23 protein-coding genes are annotated in these 21,186 nt (G+C 63.9%); 9 read left to right on the plus strand and 14 right to left on the minus strand.

From position 1 onward, the window contains the following. Positions 1–210: 210 nt before the first annotated feature. On the minus strand, positions 211–1,491 hold the full coding sequence (locus tag QK290_RS01980; protein ID WP_282329079.1) for an MFS transporter: 1,281 nt from the start codon (positions 1,489–1,491) through the stop codon (positions 211–213). Between the two features lie 184 nt (positions 1,492–1,675). Here QK290_RS01980 and QK290_RS01985 point away from each other — a divergent pair, with 184 nt between their 5' ends. The 4 genes from QK290_RS01985 to QK290_RS02000 all read left to right on the plus strand — a co-directional run bounded on the left by QK290_RS01985 (position 1,676) and on the right by QK290_RS02000 (position 4,374). After that, positions 1,676–1,804, plus strand: coding sequence for a MerR family DNA-binding transcriptional regulator (locus tag QK290_RS01985; protein WP_282329080.1), 129 nt, complete (start codon positions 1,676–1,678; stop codon positions 1,802–1,804). A 21-nt stretch (positions 1,805–1,825) separates the two neighbouring features. Beyond that, positions 1,826–2,128 carry a MerR family DNA-binding protein gene (locus QK290_RS01990; RefSeq protein WP_282329342.1) on the plus strand — a complete coding sequence of 101 codons (303 nt, stop codon included), beginning with the start codon at positions 1,826–1,828 and terminating at the stop codon, positions 2,126–2,128. A gap of 275 nt (positions 2,129–2,403) precedes the next feature. Next, on the plus strand, positions 2,404–2,979 hold the full coding sequence (locus QK290_RS01995; RefSeq protein ID WP_282329081.1) for a recombinase family protein: 576 nt from the start codon (positions 2,404–2,406) through the stop codon (positions 2,977–2,979). A 438-nt stretch (positions 2,980–3,417) separates the two neighbouring features. Continuing rightward, positions 3,418–4,374, plus strand: coding sequence for a ferritin-like domain-containing protein (locus QK290_RS02000; RefSeq protein WP_282329082.1), 957 nt, complete (start codon positions 3,418–3,420; stop codon positions 4,372–4,374). Positions 4,375–4,637: 263 nt separating this feature from the next. On the opposite strand, the gene QK290_RS02005 is transcribed toward QK290_RS02000, so the two are convergent. Beyond that, positions 4,638–4,817, minus strand: a complete 180-nt coding sequence (locus QK290_RS02005; RefSeq protein WP_282329083.1) for a hypothetical protein — start codon at positions 4,815–4,817, stop codon at positions 4,638–4,640. A 209-nt stretch (positions 4,818–5,026) separates the two neighbouring features. On the opposite strand from QK290_RS02005, the gene QK290_RS02010 reads away from it, so the two are divergent. Beyond that, positions 5,027–5,608, plus strand: a complete 582-nt coding sequence (locus QK290_RS02010) for a recombinase family protein (protein ID WP_282329084.1) — start codon at positions 5,027–5,029, stop codon at positions 5,606–5,608. Positions 5,609–6,236: 628 nt separating this feature from the next. On the opposite strand, the gene QK290_RS02015 is transcribed toward QK290_RS02010, so the two are convergent. Continuing rightward, the gene (locus tag QK290_RS02015) at positions 6,237–6,632 is read right to left on the minus strand and encodes a hypothetical protein (RefSeq protein WP_282329085.1); all 396 of its coding nucleotides are present in this window, start codon (positions 6,630–6,632) and stop codon (positions 6,237–6,239) included. A 188-nt stretch (positions 6,633–6,820) separates the two neighbouring features. Between QK290_RS02015 and QK290_RS02020 the strand changes: the two genes are divergently transcribed. Together QK290_RS02020 and QK290_RS02025 are read left to right on the plus strand one after the other, a co-directional pair. Further along, positions 6,821–7,186: a metalloregulator ArsR/SmtB family transcription factor gene (locus QK290_RS02020; protein ID WP_282329086.1), complete on the plus strand. Its 366-nt coding sequence runs from the start codon at positions 6,821–6,823 to the stop codon at positions 7,184–7,186. After that, positions 7,183–8,259, plus strand: a complete 1,077-nt coding sequence (locus tag QK290_RS02025; RefSeq protein ID WP_282329087.1) for a cation diffusion facilitator family transporter — start codon at positions 7,183–7,185, stop codon at positions 8,257–8,259. Before QK290_RS02020 ends, QK290_RS02025 begins: the two co-directional genes overlap by 4 nt. 640 nt (positions 8,260–8,899) lie before the next feature. Here QK290_RS02025 and QK290_RS02030 read toward each other — a convergent pair. After that, the gene (locus QK290_RS02030; RefSeq protein WP_282329088.1) at positions 8,900–9,124 is read right to left on the minus strand and encodes a DUF3046 domain-containing protein; all 225 of its coding nucleotides are present in this window, start codon (positions 9,122–9,124) and stop codon (positions 8,900–8,902) included. Between the two features lie 41 nt (positions 9,125–9,165). On the opposite strand from QK290_RS02030, the gene QK290_RS02035 reads away from it, so the two are divergent. Beyond that, complete coding sequence (locus QK290_RS02035) at positions 9,166–9,735, plus strand: MarR family transcriptional regulator (protein ID WP_282329089.1); 570 nt, start codon at positions 9,166–9,168, stop codon at positions 9,733–9,735. 73 nt (positions 9,736–9,808) lie between these two features. On the opposite strand, the gene QK290_RS02040 is transcribed toward QK290_RS02035, so the two are convergent. The 8 genes from QK290_RS02040 to QK290_RS02075 all read right to left on the minus strand — a co-directional run bounded on the left by QK290_RS02040 (position 9,809) and on the right by QK290_RS02075 (position 18,542). Next, positions 9,809–10,261, minus strand: coding sequence for a helix-turn-helix transcriptional regulator (locus QK290_RS02040; RefSeq protein WP_056342905.1), 453 nt, complete (start codon positions 10,259–10,261; stop codon positions 9,809–9,811). Positions 10,262–10,413: 152 nt separating this feature from the next. After that, positions 10,414–10,893, minus strand: a complete 480-nt coding sequence (locus QK290_RS02045) for a CinA family protein (RefSeq protein ID WP_282329091.1) — start codon at positions 10,891–10,893, stop codon at positions 10,414–10,416. A gap of 9 nt (positions 10,894–10,902) precedes the next feature. After that, entirely contained in the window at positions 10,903–11,538 is a 636-nt protein-coding gene (pgsA, locus tag QK290_RS02050; protein WP_193340088.1) for a CDP-diacylglycerol--glycerol-3-phosphate 3-phosphatidyltransferase, read from the minus strand. A 9-nt stretch (positions 11,539–11,547) separates the two neighbouring features. Then, positions 11,548–14,469, minus strand: a complete 2,922-nt coding sequence (locus QK290_RS02055) for a DNA translocase FtsK (RefSeq protein ID WP_282329093.1) — start codon at positions 14,467–14,469, stop codon at positions 11,548–11,550. A gap of 129 nt (positions 14,470–14,598) precedes the next feature. Beyond that, entirely contained in the window at positions 14,599–16,290 is a 1,692-nt protein-coding gene (locus QK290_RS02060) for a ribonuclease J (RefSeq protein WP_282329094.1), read from the minus strand. Between the two features lie 41 nt (positions 16,291–16,331). Further along, positions 16,332–17,240 (minus strand): 4-hydroxy-tetrahydrodipicolinate synthase, encoded by a 909-nt coding sequence (gene dapA / locus QK290_RS02065; RefSeq protein WP_282329095.1) that lies wholly within the window; start codon positions 17,238–17,240, stop codon positions 16,332–16,334. A 126-nt stretch (positions 17,241–17,366) separates the two neighbouring features. Continuing rightward, positions 17,367–18,113 (minus strand): carbon-nitrogen hydrolase family protein, encoded by a 747-nt coding sequence (locus tag QK290_RS02070; protein ID WP_282329096.1) that lies wholly within the window; start codon positions 18,111–18,113, stop codon positions 17,367–17,369. A 9-nt stretch (positions 18,114–18,122) separates the two neighbouring features. After that, the gene (locus QK290_RS02075) at positions 18,123–18,542 is read right to left on the minus strand and encodes a hypothetical protein (RefSeq protein WP_282329097.1); all 420 of its coding nucleotides are present in this window, start codon (positions 18,540–18,542) and stop codon (positions 18,123–18,125) included. A gap of 106 nt (positions 18,543–18,648) precedes the next feature. Here QK290_RS02075 and QK290_RS02080 point away from each other — a divergent pair, with 106 nt between their 5' ends. Beyond that, complete coding sequence (locus QK290_RS02080; protein WP_282329098.1) at positions 18,649–19,884, plus strand: heparan-alpha-glucosaminide N-acetyltransferase domain-containing protein; 1,236 nt, start codon at positions 18,649–18,651, stop codon at positions 19,882–19,884. Here QK290_RS02080 and QK290_RS02085 read toward each other — a convergent pair. Together QK290_RS02085 and dapB are read right to left on the minus strand one after the other, a co-directional pair. Further along, positions 19,881–20,360 (minus strand): hypothetical protein, encoded by a 480-nt coding sequence (locus QK290_RS02085; RefSeq protein WP_282329099.1) that lies wholly within the window; start codon positions 20,358–20,360, stop codon positions 19,881–19,883. The genes QK290_RS02080 and QK290_RS02085 overlap by 4 nt on opposite strands. 3 nt (positions 20,361–20,363) lie before the next feature. Continuing rightward, positions 20,364–21,134 (minus strand): 4-hydroxy-tetrahydrodipicolinate reductase, encoded by a 771-nt coding sequence (gene dapB, locus QK290_RS02090; protein WP_282329100.1) that lies wholly within the window; start codon positions 21,132–21,134, stop codon positions 20,364–20,366. Positions 21,135–21,186: the final 52 nt, after the last annotated feature.

Genomic DNA, 21,186 nt, shown 5'->3' on the forward strand with positions numbered 1-21,186 from the left:
CATCACGCCGCGGCAGCAGGGGACCCCGCCGCCTGCGACCCCGAACGCATCTGCAACTACCTCTAAACCCGACCAGATCCCGGTGCTCGTCCGGCACGGCTGAATTCCCGCAGGCCCAAGGAATACATCAACCGCGGCAACCGCGGACGGGAAGGGGCGGAACCGGTGATCCGTCTACTCCCGGCGGGTTTTTCTCATAAACTGCACGCATCAAATGTCATGGGTCCGAGCGGAGCCGTGGTCCTTGTCTGCGGCTCGCAGCGAGGTCCAACCGATGATCGCCGCCGCGGTCAGCAGTACAGCGCCGGAAGCATAGACAACGGGAAGACCTGCCCGGTCAGCGAGAAAGCCGCCGATCCCCAGCGAGACCAGGCGTCCGAGTTGCCAGATGACGTCGAACGCAGTGAAAATCCGGCCTCGTGCTTCTGCGGGGGTTTCGGCCTGCAGCAGGGAATTGAATGTCACGGCCCCGGTCGAAGTACCAAGGCCGTATCCGGCCAGCGCACCGAGGGCGAGGACAGGAGAAAGGGTGAAAGCCAGTACTCCGTCAACGGCCGCGCGCAACAGATACGGGCCGAAGACAAAGGCCGCGCGCCGCGGGTTGCTGACATAACGGGACAGCACCAGGGGGCCCAGGACCGCTCCGGCACCAATCATGGCCAGGGCGAGGCCGTATCCGCGGGAGTCCAGGCCCAACCGGTCCTTCACGTAAACCACCAGCAGGGCACTGGTGGCCCCGGCAGACAGTGCGGCGAACAGCTGGCCCACAGCCAGGGCACGAAGGACACGGTGACGGCCCAACAGCACAAAGCCCTCACGGGCCCGGGGCCACCAACGATCCTTCGAAGGATCGGCTAAACCAGCCCGGTCCACCCGCAGTTTCCGCAGCACCAGCGCCGAGACGGCAAAACTGGCCGCATTGACCCAGAACGCCGGTGTGTAGCCGGCAACGAGAACCACGGCGCCAGCGGCAGGGGCCAGCACGATCTGGACGAATACCGCAGCGGACCAGATCCCGCTGTTCGCGGCCACCAGCTCGTCAGATCCCACGATTGAGGGCAGCGTTGACGCCGCCGCGGGGTTGAAAAACACCGAGGCGGCGGACATCGCAAACGCCAGGGCATACACGCCCGGCACTGAACCGATGACCAGCGGCAGGGACAGCGCACACACCATCCTCACCAGATCCGCACAGACCATCACCGGCACCGGGCTCCACCGGTCCACGACGATCCCGGCCACCGGACCGAGCAGAAGAACCGGCACGATTTCGGCGGCGACAACACCGGCCACACCCACACCGGAGCCGGTCAGCTCCAGCACCAGCAGGCTCAGCGCCACGGTCGCGAAAGCGTCGCCGGCGGCTGAGGCCGTGCGTGCCGCCCAGAGCCGCCGGTATGCCGGGTACCCGAAAACCGCCCGGATGCCTGGACGCCCGTTTGCCGTTTGGCCGCTCAGCTGATCTTCTCCATGCTGTGCCCGCAGCAGCACGTCGGGTTCTTGTCCCCGCCGTGGCCTTCGGCCGCACCCTTCGTCACCGTGATCTCACAGGCGCACGACGCATCCGGACAACGGTAAACCTCACCTTGTTGCAATGCCATTTCCTTCCACCTCCTCCTTATACGTCCCACGCTAAAACCTTGACCCGGGGGTAACGTCAAGACAAGGAGGAAAAATGGCAACTCTGCTCACGATGGGCCAGGCCGCCAAAAACACGGGCCTCACGCCCAAAGCCATCCGGCTCTACGAGCTACGCGGGCTGATCCGGACCCCGCCGCGAAGTCCCGGGGGATACCGTCTGTAGACCTCCGACGACATCGACACCCTGGCGTTCATCCAGCGCGCCCGCTCCCTCGGACTCGCCCTGGACGACATAGCGGACATCCTCACCATTCAGGAAGAATCAGAGACGCCGCCCTGCGCAACCGTCCACGACATGCTCACACAACGCGTCCAGGACATAGACGACACCATCGCCCACCTGACAGTTCTCAGATCCGCTCTGCTCGCCACCCGCGACTCCGAGTCCATGCCCGGCGAAGCACACGACGGGTGCCCAATCGTCAACGCCGGACACCGCCGTATGAAAAACATTCAGGCCCATGTCGGGCAGATGAAAAACCCCTAAGACCTGCAGATTGCCAATGAGAGTTACAGCCATCCCGGGAATCCGCCGATTCATTATCAAGAATTCTCGCAAACGAACGATTTCAAGAACAGATTGATTTGAGAATCGTGGTGTTCGTCGTGTTCGTGGCGGGCGGCTGCGAAGGGGGCGTCCTCCCGCGGAAAAACGCCGTGCTGGCGAAAAGCCGGGCTCAGGCCCGTCGTTCTCACAAATAGTTCTTGAAACGGTACAGTCGAAGCAACGCACCGGATTGAGTTTTGAGAAGAGAATACTCCGTGACCACACACCGCATCGGCTACGCTCGGGTCTCCACCCGGGACCAGAACCTGGACCTGCAGATCAGCGCCCTGAAGAAGGCCGGATGCGACAAAATCTACGAAGACACGATCAGCGGCACCACGTCCCAGCGCCCCGGACTCGACCAGGCGCTGGACACCCTGCGTGACGGTGACACTCTGGTGGTGTGGAAGCTGGACCGCCTGGGTCGGAGCGTGAAAGACCTCCTGGAATTCGCCGGCGGCCTGAATAACCGCGGCGTAGGCTTCGTCAGCCTCACCGATGCAATCGATACCACTACGGTCTCCGGGCGCTTCTTCTTCAACGTAATGGCATCCTTGGCCCAGATGGAACGGGAGCTCATGGTTGAACGCACGCAGGCCGGACTCCGGGCCGCGCGGGAACAGGGACGGGTAGGCGGCCGCAAGCGCATCATGACGGAAGCCAAGATCCGCTCAGCCCGCAAACTACTCAACCAGGGAACTCCGCCCCGGGAAGTGGCCAACAGCCTCGGCGTCTCCGTGCCGACGCTCTACCGGTGGGTCCCGGCCGCAGGCACTGCTGCAAAGCCGTAGTTCCCGCAGGTTGGTGCAGGCGACTTCTGAAAAGTGATGGTTGGTGCAGAGGACTAATGAGCGGAATGCGGTTCCGTGCACGGGACTTCTGACGGTGTCAACACCCGTCTGCACAAGCCCCGTAATTCCGCGGAATGCAGTGCAGACGACTTCTGAAACTGACATTTCGGCACCGATTCCGGCAAGTCGAAATGACTAGTCATAAATGGTCGTTAAAGCCACGGGCCTCCGGAGGCTGGCTTTGCCGGGCGAGTGGACTGCTGTTGTTTTCAGCCTTTAGATTCCGGGCTCCCTTTTCTTCGTGTTGCCGGGGCGGGTACTCTGGCAGTTATCATGGCCGGTCTGGTCGTGGCGACGAGGGTGTCGCAGCGCTGGGGTGCGCTAAAAGGAATATGTCCTGCCCCCGCCATTTCGTTCTGAATGGCAGGAGAATGTCCCATGTTCGAACAACGTTTTATTGTTGACGCTATTTCCCGGAGCGCGGAGAGCGCGGTGGACCGTCGCCGGTTTTTCCGGGCTGCCGGGCTGAGCGGGCTCACCGCCGGGGCGGCTTTCGTTGCCGCGTCCGCGGCGGCGTCGCCTGCTGTTGCGGAGGAGGCCGGGGCCCCCAGTGACGCGGCGATTCTGAACTTCGCGTTGAACTTGGAATACCTTGAGGCTGAGTTTTATCTCCGGGCCGTCACGGGGATGGGGTTGCCGGATAACATGACCACCGGGACGGGGCGGCGGGGTCCGGTGGTCGGCGGCAGGGCTGTACCGTTCAAGACGCCTCTGATCAAAAAGTATGCTGAGGAGATCGCCGGGGATGAAAAGACCCATGTCGCGTTCCTCCGCAGTGCGTTGGGCAGCGCTGCGGTGTCGAGGCCGAGGATCAGTCTTGATGATAGCTTCACGGCCGCGGCCCGGGCTGCGGGGCTGATCGGTCCGCATGACAAGTTCGATGTGTATGCCAATGAGGTCAACTTCCTGTTCGGGGCCTTTATATTCGAGGACGTCGGTGTCACCGCGTATAAGGGCGCGGCTCCGTTGATCAGTAATAAGACCTATCTTGAGGCGGCCGCGGGACTGTTGGCCGTCGAGGCCTACCATGCGGGGATTATCCGTACGACGCTCTACGCTTTGGGGGTCCAGACCCCGGCGATCTACACCACGGTGCAGAAGATTTCGGACGCCCGGGACAGCCTGGACGGGACAACGGATCTGGATCAGGGCATCGGCACCGCGGCCGTGGCCAACCTTGTTCCCACGGACGCGAACGGGCTGGCTTTCAGTCGTACCGCAGCCCAAGTGTTGAACATCGCTTACCTGAATCCGGAGCAGGTCAGCTCGGGCGGGTTCTTCCCGGCAGGTGTCAACGGCAGCATCAACACCAGCGGCGATAACGACAACGACTAAGAACCCGGGGACAGCAACGCCCCAAGGAATGCAGGCCGCCTGACTGCTCCGGAGCAAGTCAACATCCGGACCAGTCAGGCACAGCCCTGGGACCAGGAGCGCCCCCACACTGTGGTGCTGAAAGCGGCGCAGGGCCTCCTGGGGGCAGCGTGTCGGTGGCCGTCCTTTGGGCGCTGCTGCTGATGCGCCGTCGTGGATCTGTTGCTATTACTGGTCCCGGAGCTTTGCGGGGCGGTTGTCCGTTGGTTAGAGGCCCGGGCGGCCTATTCCGTGCCGGTGTCCTGTGCTTCGAGGTGTTTGGCCATGGCTTCAACGGCCTGGTCCCACCGTGCGGTCAGGGCCTGTCGGCTCAGCAGTTCAAACATGCTGGCCAGCACTTTTTCCACTGCATCATAGGCGGCGTCTTTGGCCCGTTCCTGCGCCGCCGGGCTGTAATAGTTCATGCCCGTTATTCGACACCGCCGCCCAAAAGGATGCCACGCCGGGGTTCAATCGAGGCAACGGAAAACTAAGTTCCTCACCCAGGCGCCCCCAAAAACGATGAACGGGTACCGCTCCTCGCCGGGTACTGTTCATCATTCCGGAAGTGAAAAGGCAAACCGCCATTTCAAGCTGCGACTTAACCGCCATTCCGAGTTAACAGTCACACCCCATGACCGCACACCGAATCGGCTATGCCCGAGTCTCCACCCGGGACCAGAACCTAGGCTTGCAGATCGACGCCCTGAAGAAGGCCGGATGCGACAAAATCTACGAAGACACGATCAGCGGCACCAAGTCTCACCGCCCCGGACTCGACCAGTCGCTGGACACCATGCGTGACGGTGACACCCTCGTGGTGTGGAAGCCAGACCGCCTGCGCCGGAGCGTGAAAGACCTCCTGGACTTCGCCGGCGGCCTGAATAACCGCGGCGTAGACTTCGTCAGCCTCACCGACGCGATCGATACCACCACGGCTTCCGGGCGCTTTTTCTTCAACGTGATGGCATCCTTGGCCCAGATGGAACGGGAGCTCATGGTCGAACGCACCCAGGCCGGACTGCTGGCCGCGCGCGAACAGGGATGGGTCGGCGGCCGCAAACGCATCATGACGGAAGCCAAGATCCGCTCAGCCCGCAAACTACTCAACCAGGGAACACCGCCCCGGGAAGTGGCCACGAGCCTCGGCGTCTCCGTCCCGACGCTCTACCGGTGGGTCCCGGCAGCAGGCACGCCGGGGCCATCGACGCAATAGTCGCTGCTGTTTCGTGCAGGCGACTTCTGAAAAGTGACGGTTGGTGCAGAGGACTATTGAGCGGAATGCAATTCCGTGCAGGGGACTTGTGACATCTCCATGTCCGTACTCGTCTGCACTACCCCGGAATTCCGCGGGAGCGAGTGCAGACGACTTCTGAAAACGACAGGCGTACCCAATATCCATGGACCTACTGTAGCGATACTTATCCTGCACGCTCCACACGGGACGTCTAAAAGAAGATAGTTGTGGAACGGCATTCCGTGGCGTGTCGCCATTTTTCGAAGGACCAGTCCCGGGCGTTCCACTTCCTAGGAAATGAACCGCCCTTTGAACGTTGTAGGGATTCAACAACGGCCCGGTCCAACAGCCCGTGAGTGTCACTTCAGGCTGGCGGTTCTTCACTGTTCATCGGCCGTTTTATCTGATGCCGATGGTGAGGTTGAGCAGGCACTCCGCGGATTCCCGAATCGTCATGGAGAGGTGACGATGCCATTTGTGGTGCGGCCAATGCGCAGGCGCGGGGCCCCTCCGTAGAGTCCCCGGACGGCGAGGAGATCGGCATCGGAAGTTCCCTGCCAGTGTGGCCGGCCCTCCAGAGTCTCCTACCTGCCGACGTCGGGAAGAATCAGGCCGGGACTTGGTGGACGATATCGGGAGCAGGCAGCCCCTCCAGCCATGCCACTGCTGCCGGACGCGACGTGAAAAACTCCTGGAGATTGTGCTGGCCGCGCCGCATCCAAGCGGCAACGACCCGGTCAAGATTCGTTGTCCCCACTATGGCTACGGAGGAAACGAAGTGGGTGTCCCGGTAGTCGTTGCAGGCTTCGACAGTGAGGTTGACGCCGATGATTTCGATTAGCAATAGGAGCTTCCGGCCAGCACTAAGAAGCTCCACGGCAAGCACAGATTCCGTGGCGTCTTCGGCCTGAAGAACGGAACCGGGCGCCCAGATCAGATGAAGGGTCCCGCCGACATATAGGCTCAGCGTCCCTTTTCCGCCTGCAAGCACGATCTCCGCCACGAATTCCCCTCTGCGACAGAGTAGCCGGAGAATGCGTGCCCCGGTAGGTGTCGGGCATGGCGGAGACCAAGAGTAATGCAAGGCCGTGGGATCGACAGGCGATTTCAGTCCGGACAGAAGCCGCCGCCACAGTCCGCGCGTTGTACGACGAGGATAAGACTTGAAGGTGCATATGCGATAATATTCGCATGGATGCAGATACGGCCTGTGGGCGGAATGGTGACAGCGGATATGTCGAGCTGGCGGTGGAGATTTTTGCAATGCTCGCGGACGCGACGCGGGTGCGTTTGATTCTGGCGCTGCGCGACGGCGAAATGTCGGTCAATGACCTCGCAGAGGCGGTGGGAAAGCCACAGTCTGCGGTGTCGCAGCATCTGGCGAAGATGCGGTTGGCCCGGATGGTTTCTACGCGGCAGGAGGGCACTAGGGTGTTTTACCGGCTCGAGAACGAACATGCCCGTCAGTTGGTCACCGATGCAATCTTCCAGGCGGAGCATTCCCTGGGCGGCACGCCGCGCCACCACCACTCGACAGCGGAGAATACGAAACCATGAAACAGGCCGACAGCCACACCCATGACCACGGCACCGCCGGGCATGACTACAGCGCCGACGAGCATAAGCACCTGGCCGGGCACGGGCATGACCAAGACCACGGACATGACCATGACCACGGGCATGATCATGAGCACAACCATGAGCACCCCGGAGGGCTGAAGGGCTTCCTCTACGGTCTGTTCGTTCCTCACAGTCATGATGCCGCTGACTCGGTGGATGAGGCGATGGAATCGTCGGTCAAGGGAATCCGGGCGCTGAAGATTTCCCTGGTCGTCCTGGCGGTCACCTCTTTGCTGCAGCTGGTCGTTTTCCTGTTCAGCGGCTCGGTGGCCCTGCTGGCGGACACTATCCATAACTTCTCCGATGCCCTGACTGCCGTTCCTTTGTGGGTGGCGTTCGTCCTGAGCCGCCGGGCGGCAACACGGACCTATACCTATGGATTCGGCCGGGTCGAGGATCTGGCCGGACTCTTCATTGTCGCCATGGTGGCGCTCTCCGCGGTGGTGGCCGGTGTGGAATCGGTCATCCGCCTTTTCCAGCCGCAACCGCTGAGTAACCTCGGTTGGGTTCTAGCGGCCGGTCTGATCGGTTTCGCCGGCAACGAGATCGTGGCGATCTACCGGATCCGGGTGGGCAAAGAGATCGGGTCCGCGGCACTGGTGGCGGACGGCGTTCACGCCAGGACCGATGGTTTCACGTCCCTGGCCGTCGTCGCGGGCGTCATCGGCGTCTGGCTTGGTTTCCCGCTGGCGGACCCTATTATCGGCATCCTGATCTCGGTCACTATTTTCGTCCTGCTGTGGGGCACTGCCCGGGACATTGGCCGCCGGCTCCTTGACGGCGTGGACCCGGACCTGCTGGAACGCACAGAAGCCGCCATCGCACCGGTAGCCCCTGCCGCCTCCACCGTCCGGTTGCGGTGGAGCGGCCACCGCCTCAACGTTGAAGTCACCGCCCCCATGGATCCTGCCCGGACCGTTGCAGAGCTCGCAGCCCTTAACAGGGCCGTTGAGGACACCGTCCGCGCAAGCATCCGCAACGTCGGAACGGTCCTCACCATTGCCCGCTAACCCTCCACGACCCAAACCCGTAGATTACGCAGCCCTTGCAGAAGCTGGGACGGCGGGCCCACAACCTGGCTTGACCATGGCCGACATACCCGGACACGGCCATTTTTTCCTCACAGCCCCGGCCATGGAAATGGTGGCAGTGTTCGGAGGGACGTTGCATTGCTATCAGGGCGACGGCGGATGCCGGAAGCAGGGCCTGTATTTCTCGCGGACCCCGCCGCGCAAACCGCTCTGGTGTGAACTCCACCGACCCACGAAACCCCCGGGAAACGACAGCCGGGGAGCAGGAACATCACTGGCGATAAGTGTCAGCCATGATCTCGCACCGAAACTGGACCGCGCAGTTCTGGACTTTGGGACGTACAACAAGATGCAGCGCTTCGTGTGGCTGTCTCTGCCCGCGGTTAAAGGACCTCAATGCAGCTGCCTCCGCTCAACAGGAACCCCTGCCGGCAAACGCTCACCCTGCCTCGACGACGAAGGCGTTGGCCTGACGGATCTCTAACACCGGCCGGGTCCCTGGCAGCGCAACGTCCCACACGGAGCCCAAAAACCAGAAGTGGTGCAGACGACTTCTGACATTTCGTGCAGGCGACTTCTGAAACTGACATCGGTGAACGCCGATGCGCTGGTGGCGGTGTCAGTCGCGCTGGGGTTTGACGTCGCGTCCCAGTCGCCGCTCCGGCGGCACATCCTGGACGTCGCAGACGGCCAACCACACCTGTCGGGGGCTTACCCCGGCGGCGAGGGCCTGGTCCGCCGTACGCCCGCCGGCGCCGGCCAGAACCAGGGTGCTGCTCAGGACCCGTGAGTAGCCGGCCCCGAATTCGTCGTCCATAAGCCGCCAATAGTCACTGATCCGCACCAATAGAGTCTCTCACGGTCCCGGACCCTAGAATTGTTGCCATGAGCAACACTGCCGACGGCACTCCTGCGACAGGCCGTCCTGAGACCGGCGTTCCCGTGACGTCCCCTGCGGAGACAGGTGCGGACAAAGACACCGTCGATGAAGCCCTGAACACTGTGGAACACCAAATCAGTCTCTTCTGGCGGCGTGCCCGGTCGGTCTCCCATCAGCTCTCGCGGCAGGTGCACCCGGACATGGAACCGGCGGCCTACGGACTGCTTTCGGTCATCCGGCGAGAGGGACCCATCCGGTTGACAGACCTGGCCCTGAATATCGGCGTGGGCAAGCCTTCCGTCAGCCGCCAGATCGCATTCCTGGAACGCATTGGGTTGGTGTTCAAGGAAGCTGACCCCCTGGACGGCAGGGCGCAGTCGATCCGCCTGACCGAAAAGGGCGAGGAAAGAATGCACCAGGTCCAGGATGCGCGCCGCCAGGACTTCCGTGAACGGCTGGCTGAGTGGCCGGTCGGGGAACTGCAGACACTCGCCGAATACATGGCAAAACTTAACTCCATGTTTGAAATTGACGCTTTCGCGAAGGACCCGTCCGCCGGCGACACGGAAAAATAGCCACCACACAACAAAGCCTCCGGGCCAGTGGCCGGAGGCTTTGTTGAAGTTCCTGTCTGGTTCCTGCGACGGCTTACCGTGCGCCGGAAAGCAGGCCCTTGGACAGTTCGTTGTTGAGTTCAGCGTTGAGATCGCGATCAAGGTCGCGGCCGTAGCGCTGTGAGAATTCCTGGGGAACGGTGTCCGGAACGGCTACGCCCTCCGCGACAGCAACACGGTCACTGACTTCCCTGAGCATGCTGGACAGCGGCACGTCCAGGGCTGAGCAGATTGACGAGAGGAGCTCTGATGAAGCTTCCTTCTGGCCGCGTTCTACTTCGCTGAGGTAGCCCAAGGAAACACGGGCACTGTGCGAAACTTCGCGGAGCGTGCGTCCCTGACGCTGGCGTACATCGCGCAGGACATCACCGATTTCGTGACGAAGGACAACCATCTTGCGCTCCTTCTGTTCGCTCTTGGCCTGATCGGCGAGGCCCACATCCTTCCAGCGGACAACGCCGTTTATGGATACGGGCTGCTTTACCATCTGTATCGCCTTGCTCCCTCATAAGTGCGGTCCGCCGTGGAGCGAACCGTGGTTGTTTATTCATCCTAGGCGCCTCCGCTATCCGGAAGCGACACAATGTAATAACTAATGGACACCGGGATTTGTTCCCGGCAACTTTACGCCCGGTAGCTTCAGGAAGATAGGGCCGCTATCAGGCTTTCCAGCGCGGCACCACAAGCCTGTCCGCGGATCTCGGCCCGGTTACCCGTGAAGCCGTACTCGAGGTAGGACGCACCGGCCGCTGTGGCGATCCCGATAAACACCGTTCCCACCGCCTTGCCGTCATGTTCCTCCGGGCCGGCTACCCCCGTGGTGGCGATGCCGATGTCAGCCCGAAGTGCGGTCCTTGCCCCGGCCGCCATGGCCGCTGCGACGGCGCCGTCAACGGATCCGGCAGCGGCCAGAAGCTCTGCCGGAACGCCGAGGACGTCCACTTTGACAGAGTTCTGGTAAGCCACCACGCCGCCCTGGAGCATGCCTGAAGCTCCGGCTGTGTCGGCGAGCACGGCGCTGACCATTCCTGCCGTGAGCGACTCCGCGGTCGCTACGGTGCGGCCCATTTCCAGTGCTCTTTTGACTGCCTGTTCCGCCAGGTGGTGAAGGTTGGTCACGTCGGCTCCCTAGTTTCCAGCTGTAGTTGTTCCGGCCCGTTTGCCCTGTGACCGGATTCGCAGGGCTTCAATGACGTACTCGACGCCGGTCCATACCGTGATCAGGACAGCCGCCATCATGACGGCGAAAGCCACCCATACAAGCCACGGTGCCAGCGCGCCGAGCGGCAGGAGGTACAGGAAGATCGCGGCCGTCTGAACGACGGTTTTGAGCTTGCCTCCGCGCGAGGCCGGGATGACACCGTACCGGATGACAAAGAAGCGAAGGGCGGTGATGCCCCACTCTCGGACGAGGATGACGATGGTGACCCACCACGGCAGTTCGTTCAGGATAGAAAGCATCACCAAGGCTGAGCCGATGAGGAGCTTGTCGGCGATGGGGTCTGCAATTTTGCCGAAATTCGTGACGAGGCCGCGGCTCCTGGCGATGTCGCCGTCGAGCTTGTCAGTGTAGATGGCGACGGCGAACACCACCACCGCGGCCCAGCGCCAAGGCCCCGACTCGCTGTTCAGCCCGGGAGCATCGGCGATGAGGAACCACACGAAGAACGGCACCAGGGCGATGCGCAGCATGGTCAGGATGTTGGGAAGATTCCAGATTCCTGGGCTGCTGGAGCCGGCGGCAGTTGCTTCGGTGCTAGTCACACTCCTAGGCTACCGTCCGGTGAGTGACCACGCGTCTTCGGAACCGGCCTCGTCGTCGCCCGAGGTGCTGTCGGCGCCGTCGAAGTACTCAATCTTCTGGCTGCGCTGGTCCAGGTCCGCCTGCACGAGGTCTTCCGCATAACCGCCCTGGGCGATGTTCGAGTTGGCGTTGTCGCTGAGCGCCGCCGTCTGCGAGTCAGCAACTGCGGGCGCGTCCTGGCCCTTCATGGCTGCTAGCACCGACGCGAGGTCGTCCGGCTTGACCAGGACGTCACGTGCCTTGGACCCCTCGGAGGGGCCAACCACTCCCCTGGACTCGAGGAGGTCCATCAGCCGTCCGGCCTTGGCGAAGCCCACCCGGAGCTTGCGCTGGAGCATCGACGTCGAACCGAACTGTGTGGTGACCACAAGTTCGGTGGCCTGCAGCAGCACTTCGAGGTCGTCCCCGATGTCGTCGTCGATCTGCTTTTTTGGTGCCTCGGGGGCGACATCGTGGCGGTAGTCGACTTTGAGCTGGCCCTTGACGTGTTCCACGACCTTGTGGATTTCAGACTCCGTGACCCAGGCGCCCTGGACACGCATGGCTTTGGAGGCACCCATCGGCAGGAACAGAGCATCACCCTGGCCGATGAGTTTTTCGGCACCGGGCTGGTCTAGAACCACGCGGGAGTCCGTGACGGAGGACGTGGCGAAGGCCATGCGGGACGGCACGTTGGCCTTGATGAGGCCGGTGACGACGTCCACGGAGGGCCGCTGGGTGGCCAGGACCAGGTGGATGCCGGCGGCGCGGGCCAGCTGGGTGATGCGGACGATGGAGTCTTCGACGTCGCGCGGGGCCACCATCATCAGGTCGGCGAGCTCGTCAACAATCACCAGCAGGTACGGGTAGGGCCGGATGACGCGCTTGGAGTCCACGGGCGGCTGGACCTTGCCGGCGCGGACGGCCTTGTTGAAGTCATCGATGTGCTTGAACCCGTAGTTGGCGAGGTCGTCGTAGCGGGCGTCCATCTCGCGGACTACCCACTGCAGGGCCTCGGCAGCCTTCTTCGGGTTGGTAATGATGGGAGTGATCAGGTGCGGGACGCCTTCGTAGGCGGTCAGCTCCACACGCTTGGGGTCCACCATGACCATGCGGACCTCATCCGGGGTTGCCCGCATAAGGATCGAGGTGATCATGGAGTTCACGAACGAGGACTTACCGGCGCCTGTGGCACCTGCGACGAGCAGGTGGGGCATCTTGGCGAGGTTCGCCACGACATAACCGCCTTCGACGTCCTTGCCGACCCCCATCACCATCGGGTGGTCGGTCCGGCGCGCGTTCTGGCTCCGGAGGACGTCACCGAGGGAAACGGTCTCGCGGTCCGTGTTGGGAATCTCGATACCGATGGCGGACTTGCCCGGGATGGGGCTGAGGATCCGGACGTCACTGGAAGCCACGGCGTAGGAGATGTTCTTGGACAGGGCGGTGACCCGCTCCACCTTGGTGCCCGGGGACAGCTCGATCTCATACCGGGTGACGGTGGGCCCGCGGCTGAAGCCGGTGACCTGCGCTTCCACGTTGAACTGGTTGAGGGTCTCGGTCAGCGAAGCCACAATGGCGTCGTTGGCTTCGGTGCGCTCCTTGGGGATGGAGCCCGGGGTCAGAACGTCCGACGGCGGCAGGGTGTAGGTGACGTCGCCCGCCAGTGAGAGCTGCTCGGTCCGCTGCGGAATGGGAGCCGGAAGGGGCATGGGTGTGACGGGCTTGGCCGGCACCTGCGCGACGGCGGCGGCTGCAGCATTGAGTGAACCGGCGGCGACCATCCCGGGGGTGACCAGCGGGATGGCCTCGGTGGCGTTGTCCTCTGCCGGGGCGCTCCCTGCGGTGCCGATGCCCTGGGCGGCTTTGATTTTCTCGACGGCGATCTCCGCCTTCGTGGGGCGGCGCACACCGGGAGCGGGGCGCGATCCACTGTCTGGCTTGGCGTCTGCCTCGTCGTCGTCGATAACGGCGTGCTCGAAGGCTTCATCGCCCACGTAGCCTTCCAGCCCGGCGTCGGACTCGTGGTCCTTGCCGAAGAAGCGTCGCTTCTTCTTCCGCGGCGCCTGGGTTGCCGGGGTTTCCTCGAGGTAGCTGCGGTCGTGGCTGTCCCCGTCGTCGCCGGGTTCCTGCAGGTCGATGCCCATGAGGTGCTCATAGGCCCCCCGGAGCCGGCGTGGAATGGCGCTGAAGGGGGTGGCGGTAATGATGAGCAATGAGACGAAGGCCAGCAGCCCGTAGACCGCAATGGGCACCGCGGCATGGATGGCTGCGAGAGGTGAGGCGGCCAGGAAGCCGAGCATGCCGCCTGCCTGGCGGAGTCCGTCGAAGCCTTCGGCTACGGTGGGCTGGCCACCCACTACGTGGGCAAGGCCGCAGCCCGCAAAGGTCATGATGAGAAAACCGATGCCCACCCGGTTGTTTCCCCGGCCGTCGTCGGGCTGCCGGAAGAGCCGGAAGGCGCACACAAAAAGCATCAGCGGCAAAAGCAGCGACATCCAGCCGAAAGTGCCATTGACCACGCTGTAGACGGCGTCGGGGAACCAGCCGGTCATTCCCCACCATGCGAAGGTGGCGATGAAGACGCCCAGGGCAAGGTTGAACAGGGCAGCGCCGTCGCGGCGTTCGTCCGCCGGCAGGTCGCTGACATCGGAGCCGATCCTGCGGACTCCGCCGCCAACCAGATGGCCGACGCCCAGCCAGGCGCCGGCCACAACGCGCAGCAGCCAGGGCTGCCGCTGGTCGACGGCGGGAAGCTGACGGGTGCGTGCGGTGCCCGCCGATGAACCGGCCCGGCCGCCGGTGCGGCTGGACCCTGTGGCGCCTGCACCTCGGCCCGCCGAGCTGCCGGATTTGGCGCTGGATTTGCCGCCAGCGGTGCCTCGGGGCGCGGGAGTAGTACGAGTGGCCATACGTGCCACGGTACCGGAACTGGCGTGGTTTTCCGCGGATTTCCGGCCGTTCCCGGCCTCATGTTGCAGATGGGAAAGGCCCGGTTCCATAAGAACCGGGCCTTTGCCATTCCGCTGCCTTCGGGGCTGTTACGCCTCGAGGACCACCGGGATGATCATGGGCTTGCGGCGCAGCTTGCGGTTGACCCAGGTGCCGACAACGCGGCGGATAACCTGCTGGAGCTGGTGCGTGGTGTGGTCCGTGCGGTTGAGCACGGCTTCTTCCAGGGCGGCGTTGATCTTGGGGATAATCTCGTCGAAGACCGAATCGTCCTCGGCCACGCCGCGGGCATGGATCTCGGGTCCGGAGACCACCTTGCCGGTAGTGCGGTTGATGACGGTAATGATGGAGATGAAGCCTTCATCGCCGAGCGTCTGGCGGTCCTTGAGGTCCGCTTCGGTGACTTCGCCGACGCTGGAGCCGTCCACGTAGACAAAGCCCACTTCAACCTGGCCTACTACGTCTGCGCGGTGGTCCTTGAGGTCGATCACGGTGCCGTTGTCGGCAAGGATAACGCTGGCGGTGGGGACGCCGGACTCGATGGCGATCTTGCCGTTGGCGATCAGGTGGCGGGTCTCACCGTGCACGGGCATGGCGTTGAGCGGCTCAAGGATGTTGTAGCAGTAGAGCAGCTCGCCGGCGGCTGCGTGTCCGGAGACGTGCACCTTGGCGTTGCCCTTGTGGATGACGTCCGCGCCGAGCTTGAGCAGGCCGTTGATGATGCGGAACACGGCGTTCTCGTTGCCTGGGATGAGGCTGGAGGCCAGGATCACGGTGTCGCCGTCGCCCACCACTACGCGGTGGTCGCCGTTGGCCATGCGCGAAAGCGCGGCCATCGGTTCGCCCTGGGAACCCGTGGACATCAGGACCACGCGGTTGTCCGGCAGGTTGTCGATGTTCTTGATGTCCACGAGGAGGCCCTCGGGAACGTCGAGGTAGCCGAGCTTGGCGGCGATGGCCATGTTGCGGACCATGGAGCGGCCTACGAAGGCCACCTTGCGGTTGTGCTTGGCGGCGGCGTCGAGTACCTGCTGGACGCGGTGGACGTGCGAGGAGAAGGACGCCACGATGATGCGCTTGGTGGCCTGGCCGAAGAGCCGTTCCAGCGTGGGGCCGATTTCCTTTTCGGCGGTGGTGAAGCCCGGGACGTCGGCGTTGGTGGAGTCGGACATAAAGAGGTCAACGCCCTCTTCACCGAGCTTGGCGAAGTGCCGGAGGTCGGTGATCCTGCCGTCCAGGGGCAGCTGGTCCATCTTGAAGTCGCCCGTGTGCAGGACAGTGCCGGCGGCCGTGCGGATGAACACGGCCAGTGCGTCGGGGATGGAGTGGTTGACCGCGACAAACTCGCACTCGAAGGGGCCAAACTTTTCGACCTGGCCCTCTTCAACGGTCATCGTGTACGGACGGATCCGGTGTTCCTGCAGCTTGGCCTCGATGAGGGCCAGCGTCAGCTGTGAGCCAACCAGGGGGATGTCAGCGCGCAGCCGCAGGAGGTACGGAACGGCGCCGATGTGGTCCTCGTGGCCGTGGGTCAGGACAACGGCCACGATGTCGTCGAGACGGTTCTCGATGTAGGAAAAATCGGGCAGGATCAGGTCAACGCCGGGCTGGGTCTCCTCCGGGAAGAGGACACCACAGTCCACGATGAGCAGTTTGCCGTCGATTTCGAACACGGCCATGTTCCGGCCGATCTCCCCCAGTCCGCCCAGCGGAACGATCCGAAGGGCGCCTTGCGGCAGACGTGGAGGCGTGACAAGGCCGGGAAGGGCGGTTTGGGTCATAGTGCACTACTTTCCAGGCGAAAGGGTGCTGGTCTTAGCCCTCAGGGAAAGACCAGCCCCGCTTCCGCCAAATCCTCGCGGATGGATACGATCTCGGCTTCGTCCGGCTCCACGAGGGGCAAACGGACAATCGAGTTGGGCAGGACTCCCTGCCATTTAAGAATTAGTTTGGCTGCAACGGCTCCCTGGATACGGGTCATCGTTGCCCGTACAACGGGCAGCAGCTCGAAGTTAATCTTACGCGCGGTTTCGAAGTCGTTCGCATTGATGGCGTCGATCAGTTCGCGGAAGCGGCGCGTAGCGATGTGGGTTGTAACACCCACGAGTCCGACGGCGCCCAGGGACATCCACGGAAGGGTCAGTCCGTCGTCGCCCGAGTAGAAGTACAGGTCCGTCTCTGCCATCACGCGACTGGCTGCAACAAAATCGGCTTTGGCATCCTTGACTGCGACGATGTTCGGGTGCTGCGCCAGGCGGATCATGGTTTCGGGCTCGATCGCGATGGAGGAACGGCCCGGAATGTCATAGAGCATAACGGGCACATCGGCTGCGGAGGCGACAGCCTCGAAGTGTGCCCGGACCCCGGCCTGGCTGGGCTTGTTGTAGTACGGCGTGACGAGCAGGAGCCCATCGACGCCGAGCGCTGCCGCCTGCTGGGAGAGGTGCACCGAATGCGCGGTGTCGTTCGTCCCGGTGCCGGCGATGATGGCGGCGCGGTCTCCCACGGCCTCCTTGACAGCGCGGAACATGCCAAGGTTTTCGTCATCCGAGAGGGTAGACGTTTCGCCGGTGGTACCGGTGACGACCAGGCCGTCGCAGCCATCGTCCACAAGTCTGGTGGCCAGTTCGGCTGCCTGCTTGTAGTCCACGGCGCCATCCCTGGTGAAGGGCGTGACCATGGCGGTCAGGAGCGTACCAAGGGCAGGAGCGGTGGCGGATTTGTGAGGCATGGAAAAAACGTTACCCTGTCGGCAGCTGGTTAGGACAATGGGAGCGGCGTGATACACATCAAATAGGGGGCTGCCATGCCCCAGGAATTGAGGTCCGCACCCACTGGAAGTCCGACACCCGCAGCGTCAGCGGAATTTCCGCAAGGCACTCCGTTGCAGGACGGTGGTGACCACTTCCGTGCCGGTTCCGGCGGCCTTTTTCAGTTCGAAGCCGTCCGGTCCCCAGAACCCGCTGAGGCCGCAGGAAGGGCCCAGTGCAGTTGATCCGCCAAGGTTCGCCAGGATGGCGAACATCCGGTTGTCCATGGCCCTGGCTCCCAGGTGCAGGCCAAGCCGTCGATCTTCGGCCAGCGTGTACAGGGCCGATACGGCATAGATATCCGCGCCGGCCTGGGCTGCCCCGGTGGCGTGGGCAGGAACCGCGGCGTCAAAGCAGATGGCCAGCGCGATCTTCCAGCCGTCCAGCTCGATCACGAGTGCACCGTCGCCAGCGGCGAAGACCTCCCGCTCCTGGCCGTGGAGGTGGGTTTTGAAGCCGAGTCCGAGAGTGCCGTCGGGGTGGATCACGAGGCCGGCGAGCCGCGGCGTGCCATCAGGTTCCCGATAGGCAGCACCCGCCACGGCGGTGATCCCGGTCCGGCGGCAGATTTCGTAAAGGTCGCCCAGCCGCGGGTCCTTGTGCTGGAGCCAATAGCCGTCATCGGCCAACTGCGCCAGGTTGTATCCCGTCAACGACAGCTCCGGGAACACCACCAGCCGAGCGCCGTGGGACTCTGCATCCTCGATCAGCCGGACGTGTTCTTGCACATTCGGGACAATCCCGCCTTCCAGCGCCTGGTACTGCACGGCAGAGACGGTCAGGGCATCAGTCACCTCATTATCCTAGGGATGCTCGTCAGCCCTCGCCACACCATCCTGCGTATTCCCCGGCTGGCAGTACCGGTCCACCGCAGCCTCCCGCAGCCCCGCGGCCCAGGCTGCAAGCCGTTGGGCCGCCCGGACGTAGTGGAACAGTTCCGTGGGCGTCAAGGCGTCGAGGTCGCTCTCGGCCAACCTGCGGGCCAGCTCGGCCCCCGCCGGCTGGGCGGTGAGTGTCACCCCTTCGTCCTGCCACTGGATGTCCACGGGAGACCGACCCGCCACGAGCTGCCGGAAAAGAAAGTCCACCACTCCTGGGCTCATGGCTTTCATCAAACCTGCAGGATGTGCCGGGGCGGCGTCCTGGGCATCCCGGGCGGGGCGCACCGATCCGCCGGCGAGTGGGAATTCCGGAAACGGCCGCGGCTGGGATGGGGTTTGCATGGTGCCCATATTATTCGAACATATATTCGAACACAAGGTCTTCACGGCCGCGTGTCCGCCGGGCCCTTGACTGCCGCCACAAAGGTTGGTGTGAGAACATCGCCTGATGACGTCCCGTGCCCCGGCAAGACCCTCGCGGGTGCCTCGAACCTCACAGGCCGCGGGCCGCCTCCGCGGTATCGACGCCGCCAGGGGGCTGGCGCTCCTTGGCATGATGGCCACGCACCTGCTCCCCACCTTCGAGGCAAACGCCGATCTCACGCCCACCTGGATCGGCCTTACCTTCTCCGGCAGGGCGTCCGCCCTGTTTGCCGTACTGGCGGGCGTGGGACTGGCGCTGTCTACCGGAAAGCAGCTACCGCCGGAAGGTACTGCCTTGAACGCAGCCCGCCGCGGCATCGCACTGCGCGCACTGGTGATTGCCGCCGTCGGGCTCTCATTGGGCGGGCTGGAAGTAAACCTTGCGAACATCCTGGTAGACTACGCCCTCTTGTTCCTGTGCATCCTGCCGTTCCTGGGCCTGAAGCTGAGGGCGCTGTGCGGCTGGGCGGTCGGCTGGATCGTGGTTTCCCCCCTGCTCGCCTATCTGCTCCGCCCCTGGCTTATGGCGGCCAATCCGCCCCTGAACCTGGGCCATAATCCATCCTGGGAGGACCTCTCCACACCGCTCCCCCTGCTGGGAGACCTGTTCCTGACCGGCTACTACCCGGTGTTCCAGTGGCTGTCATACCTGCTGGTGGGCCTGGTCATCGGCCGGCTGGCCCTCACCAAAGCGATAGTCCCTGTCCTGCTGCTCTGCGTCGGCGCGGCGGTGGCCGCACTGGCCAAGGCTTTGGGTACCGCCGCGATGGAGAACTGGGGCGGCCGGGCCGCGCTGGAGGCGGTCCTGAACGCGCCCGGCTACCCGCTGGACAGCGTCCTCCAGGTCAACCTCACCGGAATCCGGCAGGAAGGATCCTGGTGGTGGCTGGCGACCGCGGCGCCGCATTCGGCCACCACGCTGGACCTTCTGCACACCTGCGGCGTGGCAGCCGCCGCGGTGGGCGTGTTCCTCCTGCTCGGCAGGCTGGCTGACTGGCTGGACCTGGACCTGCTGCTGCCGCTGCGGGGCGCGGGTGCCATGACGCTCACGCTCTACTCAGCGCATGTTTGGGTTGTTTCGGCGTTCTACCTGAAGCCGCTGCCCGCGGGCTGGACCGAGGACGGGATGTACTGGGCGCATGCCGCGGCGGCCATCACCGTGGGTATTGTGTTTGTGCTCCTGAAGTGGCGGGGCCCGTTGGAGTTGGTGGGCCATGCGGCCAACCGGCTGGGGCGCGGCGACCGGGCCAGCCTGCGCTAGGCGGGAACCTTGCCGCGGAACAGCTTCACGGCGTCGCGCATGGACCCGCGGGCGCGCTTGCGGTCCCCGGCAGCGTCATAGGCGCAGCTGAGCCGGAACCACGAACGCCAGTCACCGGGCGCCGCTTCCGCCTCGGCCTTGTACTTTTCGAATTCCAGATCCGCCGCGGAGCGGACGATCCGGCCGGCGGGTGTGCGCGGCAGTTCGTCCACCGGGAGCCCGCCTTCGGCTTCCAGGACCTTGGCCATCTGTTCCGTGCGGGCGCCGAACAGCAGTTCACGGATCATGGCCCAGGCGCCGATGGCCGGGAGGACCAGGTAGGCAGCTCCGATGGCCTTGGCGGCGGGGTTGCTGTCCAGCAACAGGAGGATGGAGCGCTGGAAGGACACCACCAGGTAGAAGACCAGCAGGAGGGTTACGGCACCCACCCAGATCTTCGTGCGGTTCTTCCGGAACGCGGCAAATAACCCGCCCACGGCCTAGAGTCCCAGGTCCAGGTAGCCGTCCAGGCCCACCGTCAGTCCCGGATGTGCGGCGACATTCCGCACGCCCAGCAGCACTCCAGGCATAAAGGAGGCCCGGTCAAAGGAATCGTGCCGGAAGGTTAACTGCTCCCCCGGCCCGCCGAGCAGCACCTCCTGGTGGGCCACGAGCCCGCGGAGCCGAACGCTGTGAACGCGGACTCCCTCAACGTCGCAACCCCGCGCGCCGGCGAGTTCACTGGTGGTCGCGTCAGGACTGGCCGGAACGTCCGCCGCCTTGCGCTCGGCGGCGATGAGCTGGGCGGTGCGGACAGCCGTCCCGGATGGGGCATCAACCTTTTCCGGGTGGTGGAGTTCGATGATTTCCACGGATGCGAAATATTTGGAGGCCTTGGCGGCAAAGGCCGAGGCCAGCACGGAGCCAAGGGCAAAGTTGGGGGCGATCAGCACCCCGGTTTCGGGGCGCTCCGCCAGCTGTGCCTCCAGGGCGGCTAGCCTGGTGGCGTCCCAACCGGTGGTCCCCACGACGGCATGCATGCCATGCTCGACGGCGTAGCGCACGTTTGCTTCGGTGCTTTCGGGGACGGTGAGGTCCACCACTATGTGGGCACCCGACGTCGCCAGCTGGTCCAGCGAGTCGCCGCGTCCCAGGGCGGCTACGAGCAGCAGGTCAGGAGCCGCTTCAACGGCCTTAACGGCTTCGGCGCCCATGCGCCCGTTGGCGCCCAGGACAGCCACGCGGGTGGGCGCGGAGAGTTGTTCGATCATGCCGTTAACCCTACCGTCGGGCCGGGTGCGGGATTGAACCGAAAGGTGTGCG

It is taken from the genome of Pseudarthrobacter sp. AL07 (assembly GCF_029960665.1).
Taxonomy (GTDB): Bacteria; Actinomycetota; Actinomycetes; order Actinomycetales; family Micrococcaceae; genus Arthrobacter.

Coding starts and splice junctions, on each gene's coding strand:
- QK290_RS01985 (WP_282329080.1), top strand. CDS start 1,676: ATGGCAACTCTGCTCACGATGGGCCAGGCCGCCAAAAACACGGGCCTC.
- QK290_RS02035 (WP_282329089.1), top strand. CDS start 9,166: ATGAGCAACACTGCCGACGGCACTCCTGCGACAGGCCGTCCTGAGACC.
- dapB (WP_282329100.1), bottom strand. CDS start 21,134: ATGATCGAACAACTCTCCGCGCCCACCCGCGTGGCTGTCCTGGGCGCC.
- QK290_RS02075 (WP_282329097.1), bottom strand. CDS start 18,542: ATGCAAACCCCATCCCAGCCGCGGCCGTTTCCGGAATTCCCACTCGCC.
- QK290_RS02055 (WP_282329093.1), bottom strand. CDS start 14,469: ATGGCCACTCGTACTACTCCCGCGCCCCGAGGCACCGCTGGCGGCAAA.
- dapA (WP_282329095.1), bottom strand. CDS start 17,240: ATGCCTCACAAATCCGCCACCGCTCCTGCCCTTGGTACGCTCCTGACC.
- QK290_RS02020 (WP_282329086.1), top strand. CDS start 6,821: ATGGATGCAGATACGGCCTGTGGGCGGAATGGTGACAGCGGATATGTC.
- QK290_RS02005 (WP_282329083.1), bottom strand. CDS start 4,817: ATGAACTATTACAGCCCGGCGGCGCAGGAACGGGCCAAAGACGCCGCC.
- QK290_RS02010 (WP_282329084.1), top strand. CDS start 5,027: ATGACCGCACACCGAATCGGCTATGCCCGAGTCTCCACCCGGGACCAG.
- QK290_RS02000 (WP_282329082.1), top strand. CDS start 3,418: ATGTTCGAACAACGTTTTATTGTTGACGCTATTTCCCGGAGCGCGGAG.
- QK290_RS02060 (WP_282329094.1), bottom strand. CDS start 16,290: ATGACCCAAACCGCCCTTCCCGGCCTTGTCACGCCTCCACGTCTGCCG.
- QK290_RS02025 (WP_282329087.1), top strand. CDS start 7,183: ATGAAACAGGCCGACAGCCACACCCATGACCACGGCACCGCCGGGCAT.
- QK290_RS02040 (WP_056342905.1), bottom strand. CDS start 10,261: ATGGTAAAGCAGCCCGTATCCATAAACGGCGTTGTCCGCTGGAAGGAT.
- QK290_RS02080 (WP_282329098.1), top strand. CDS start 18,649: ATGACGTCCCGTGCCCCGGCAAGACCCTCGCGGGTGCCTCGAACCTCA.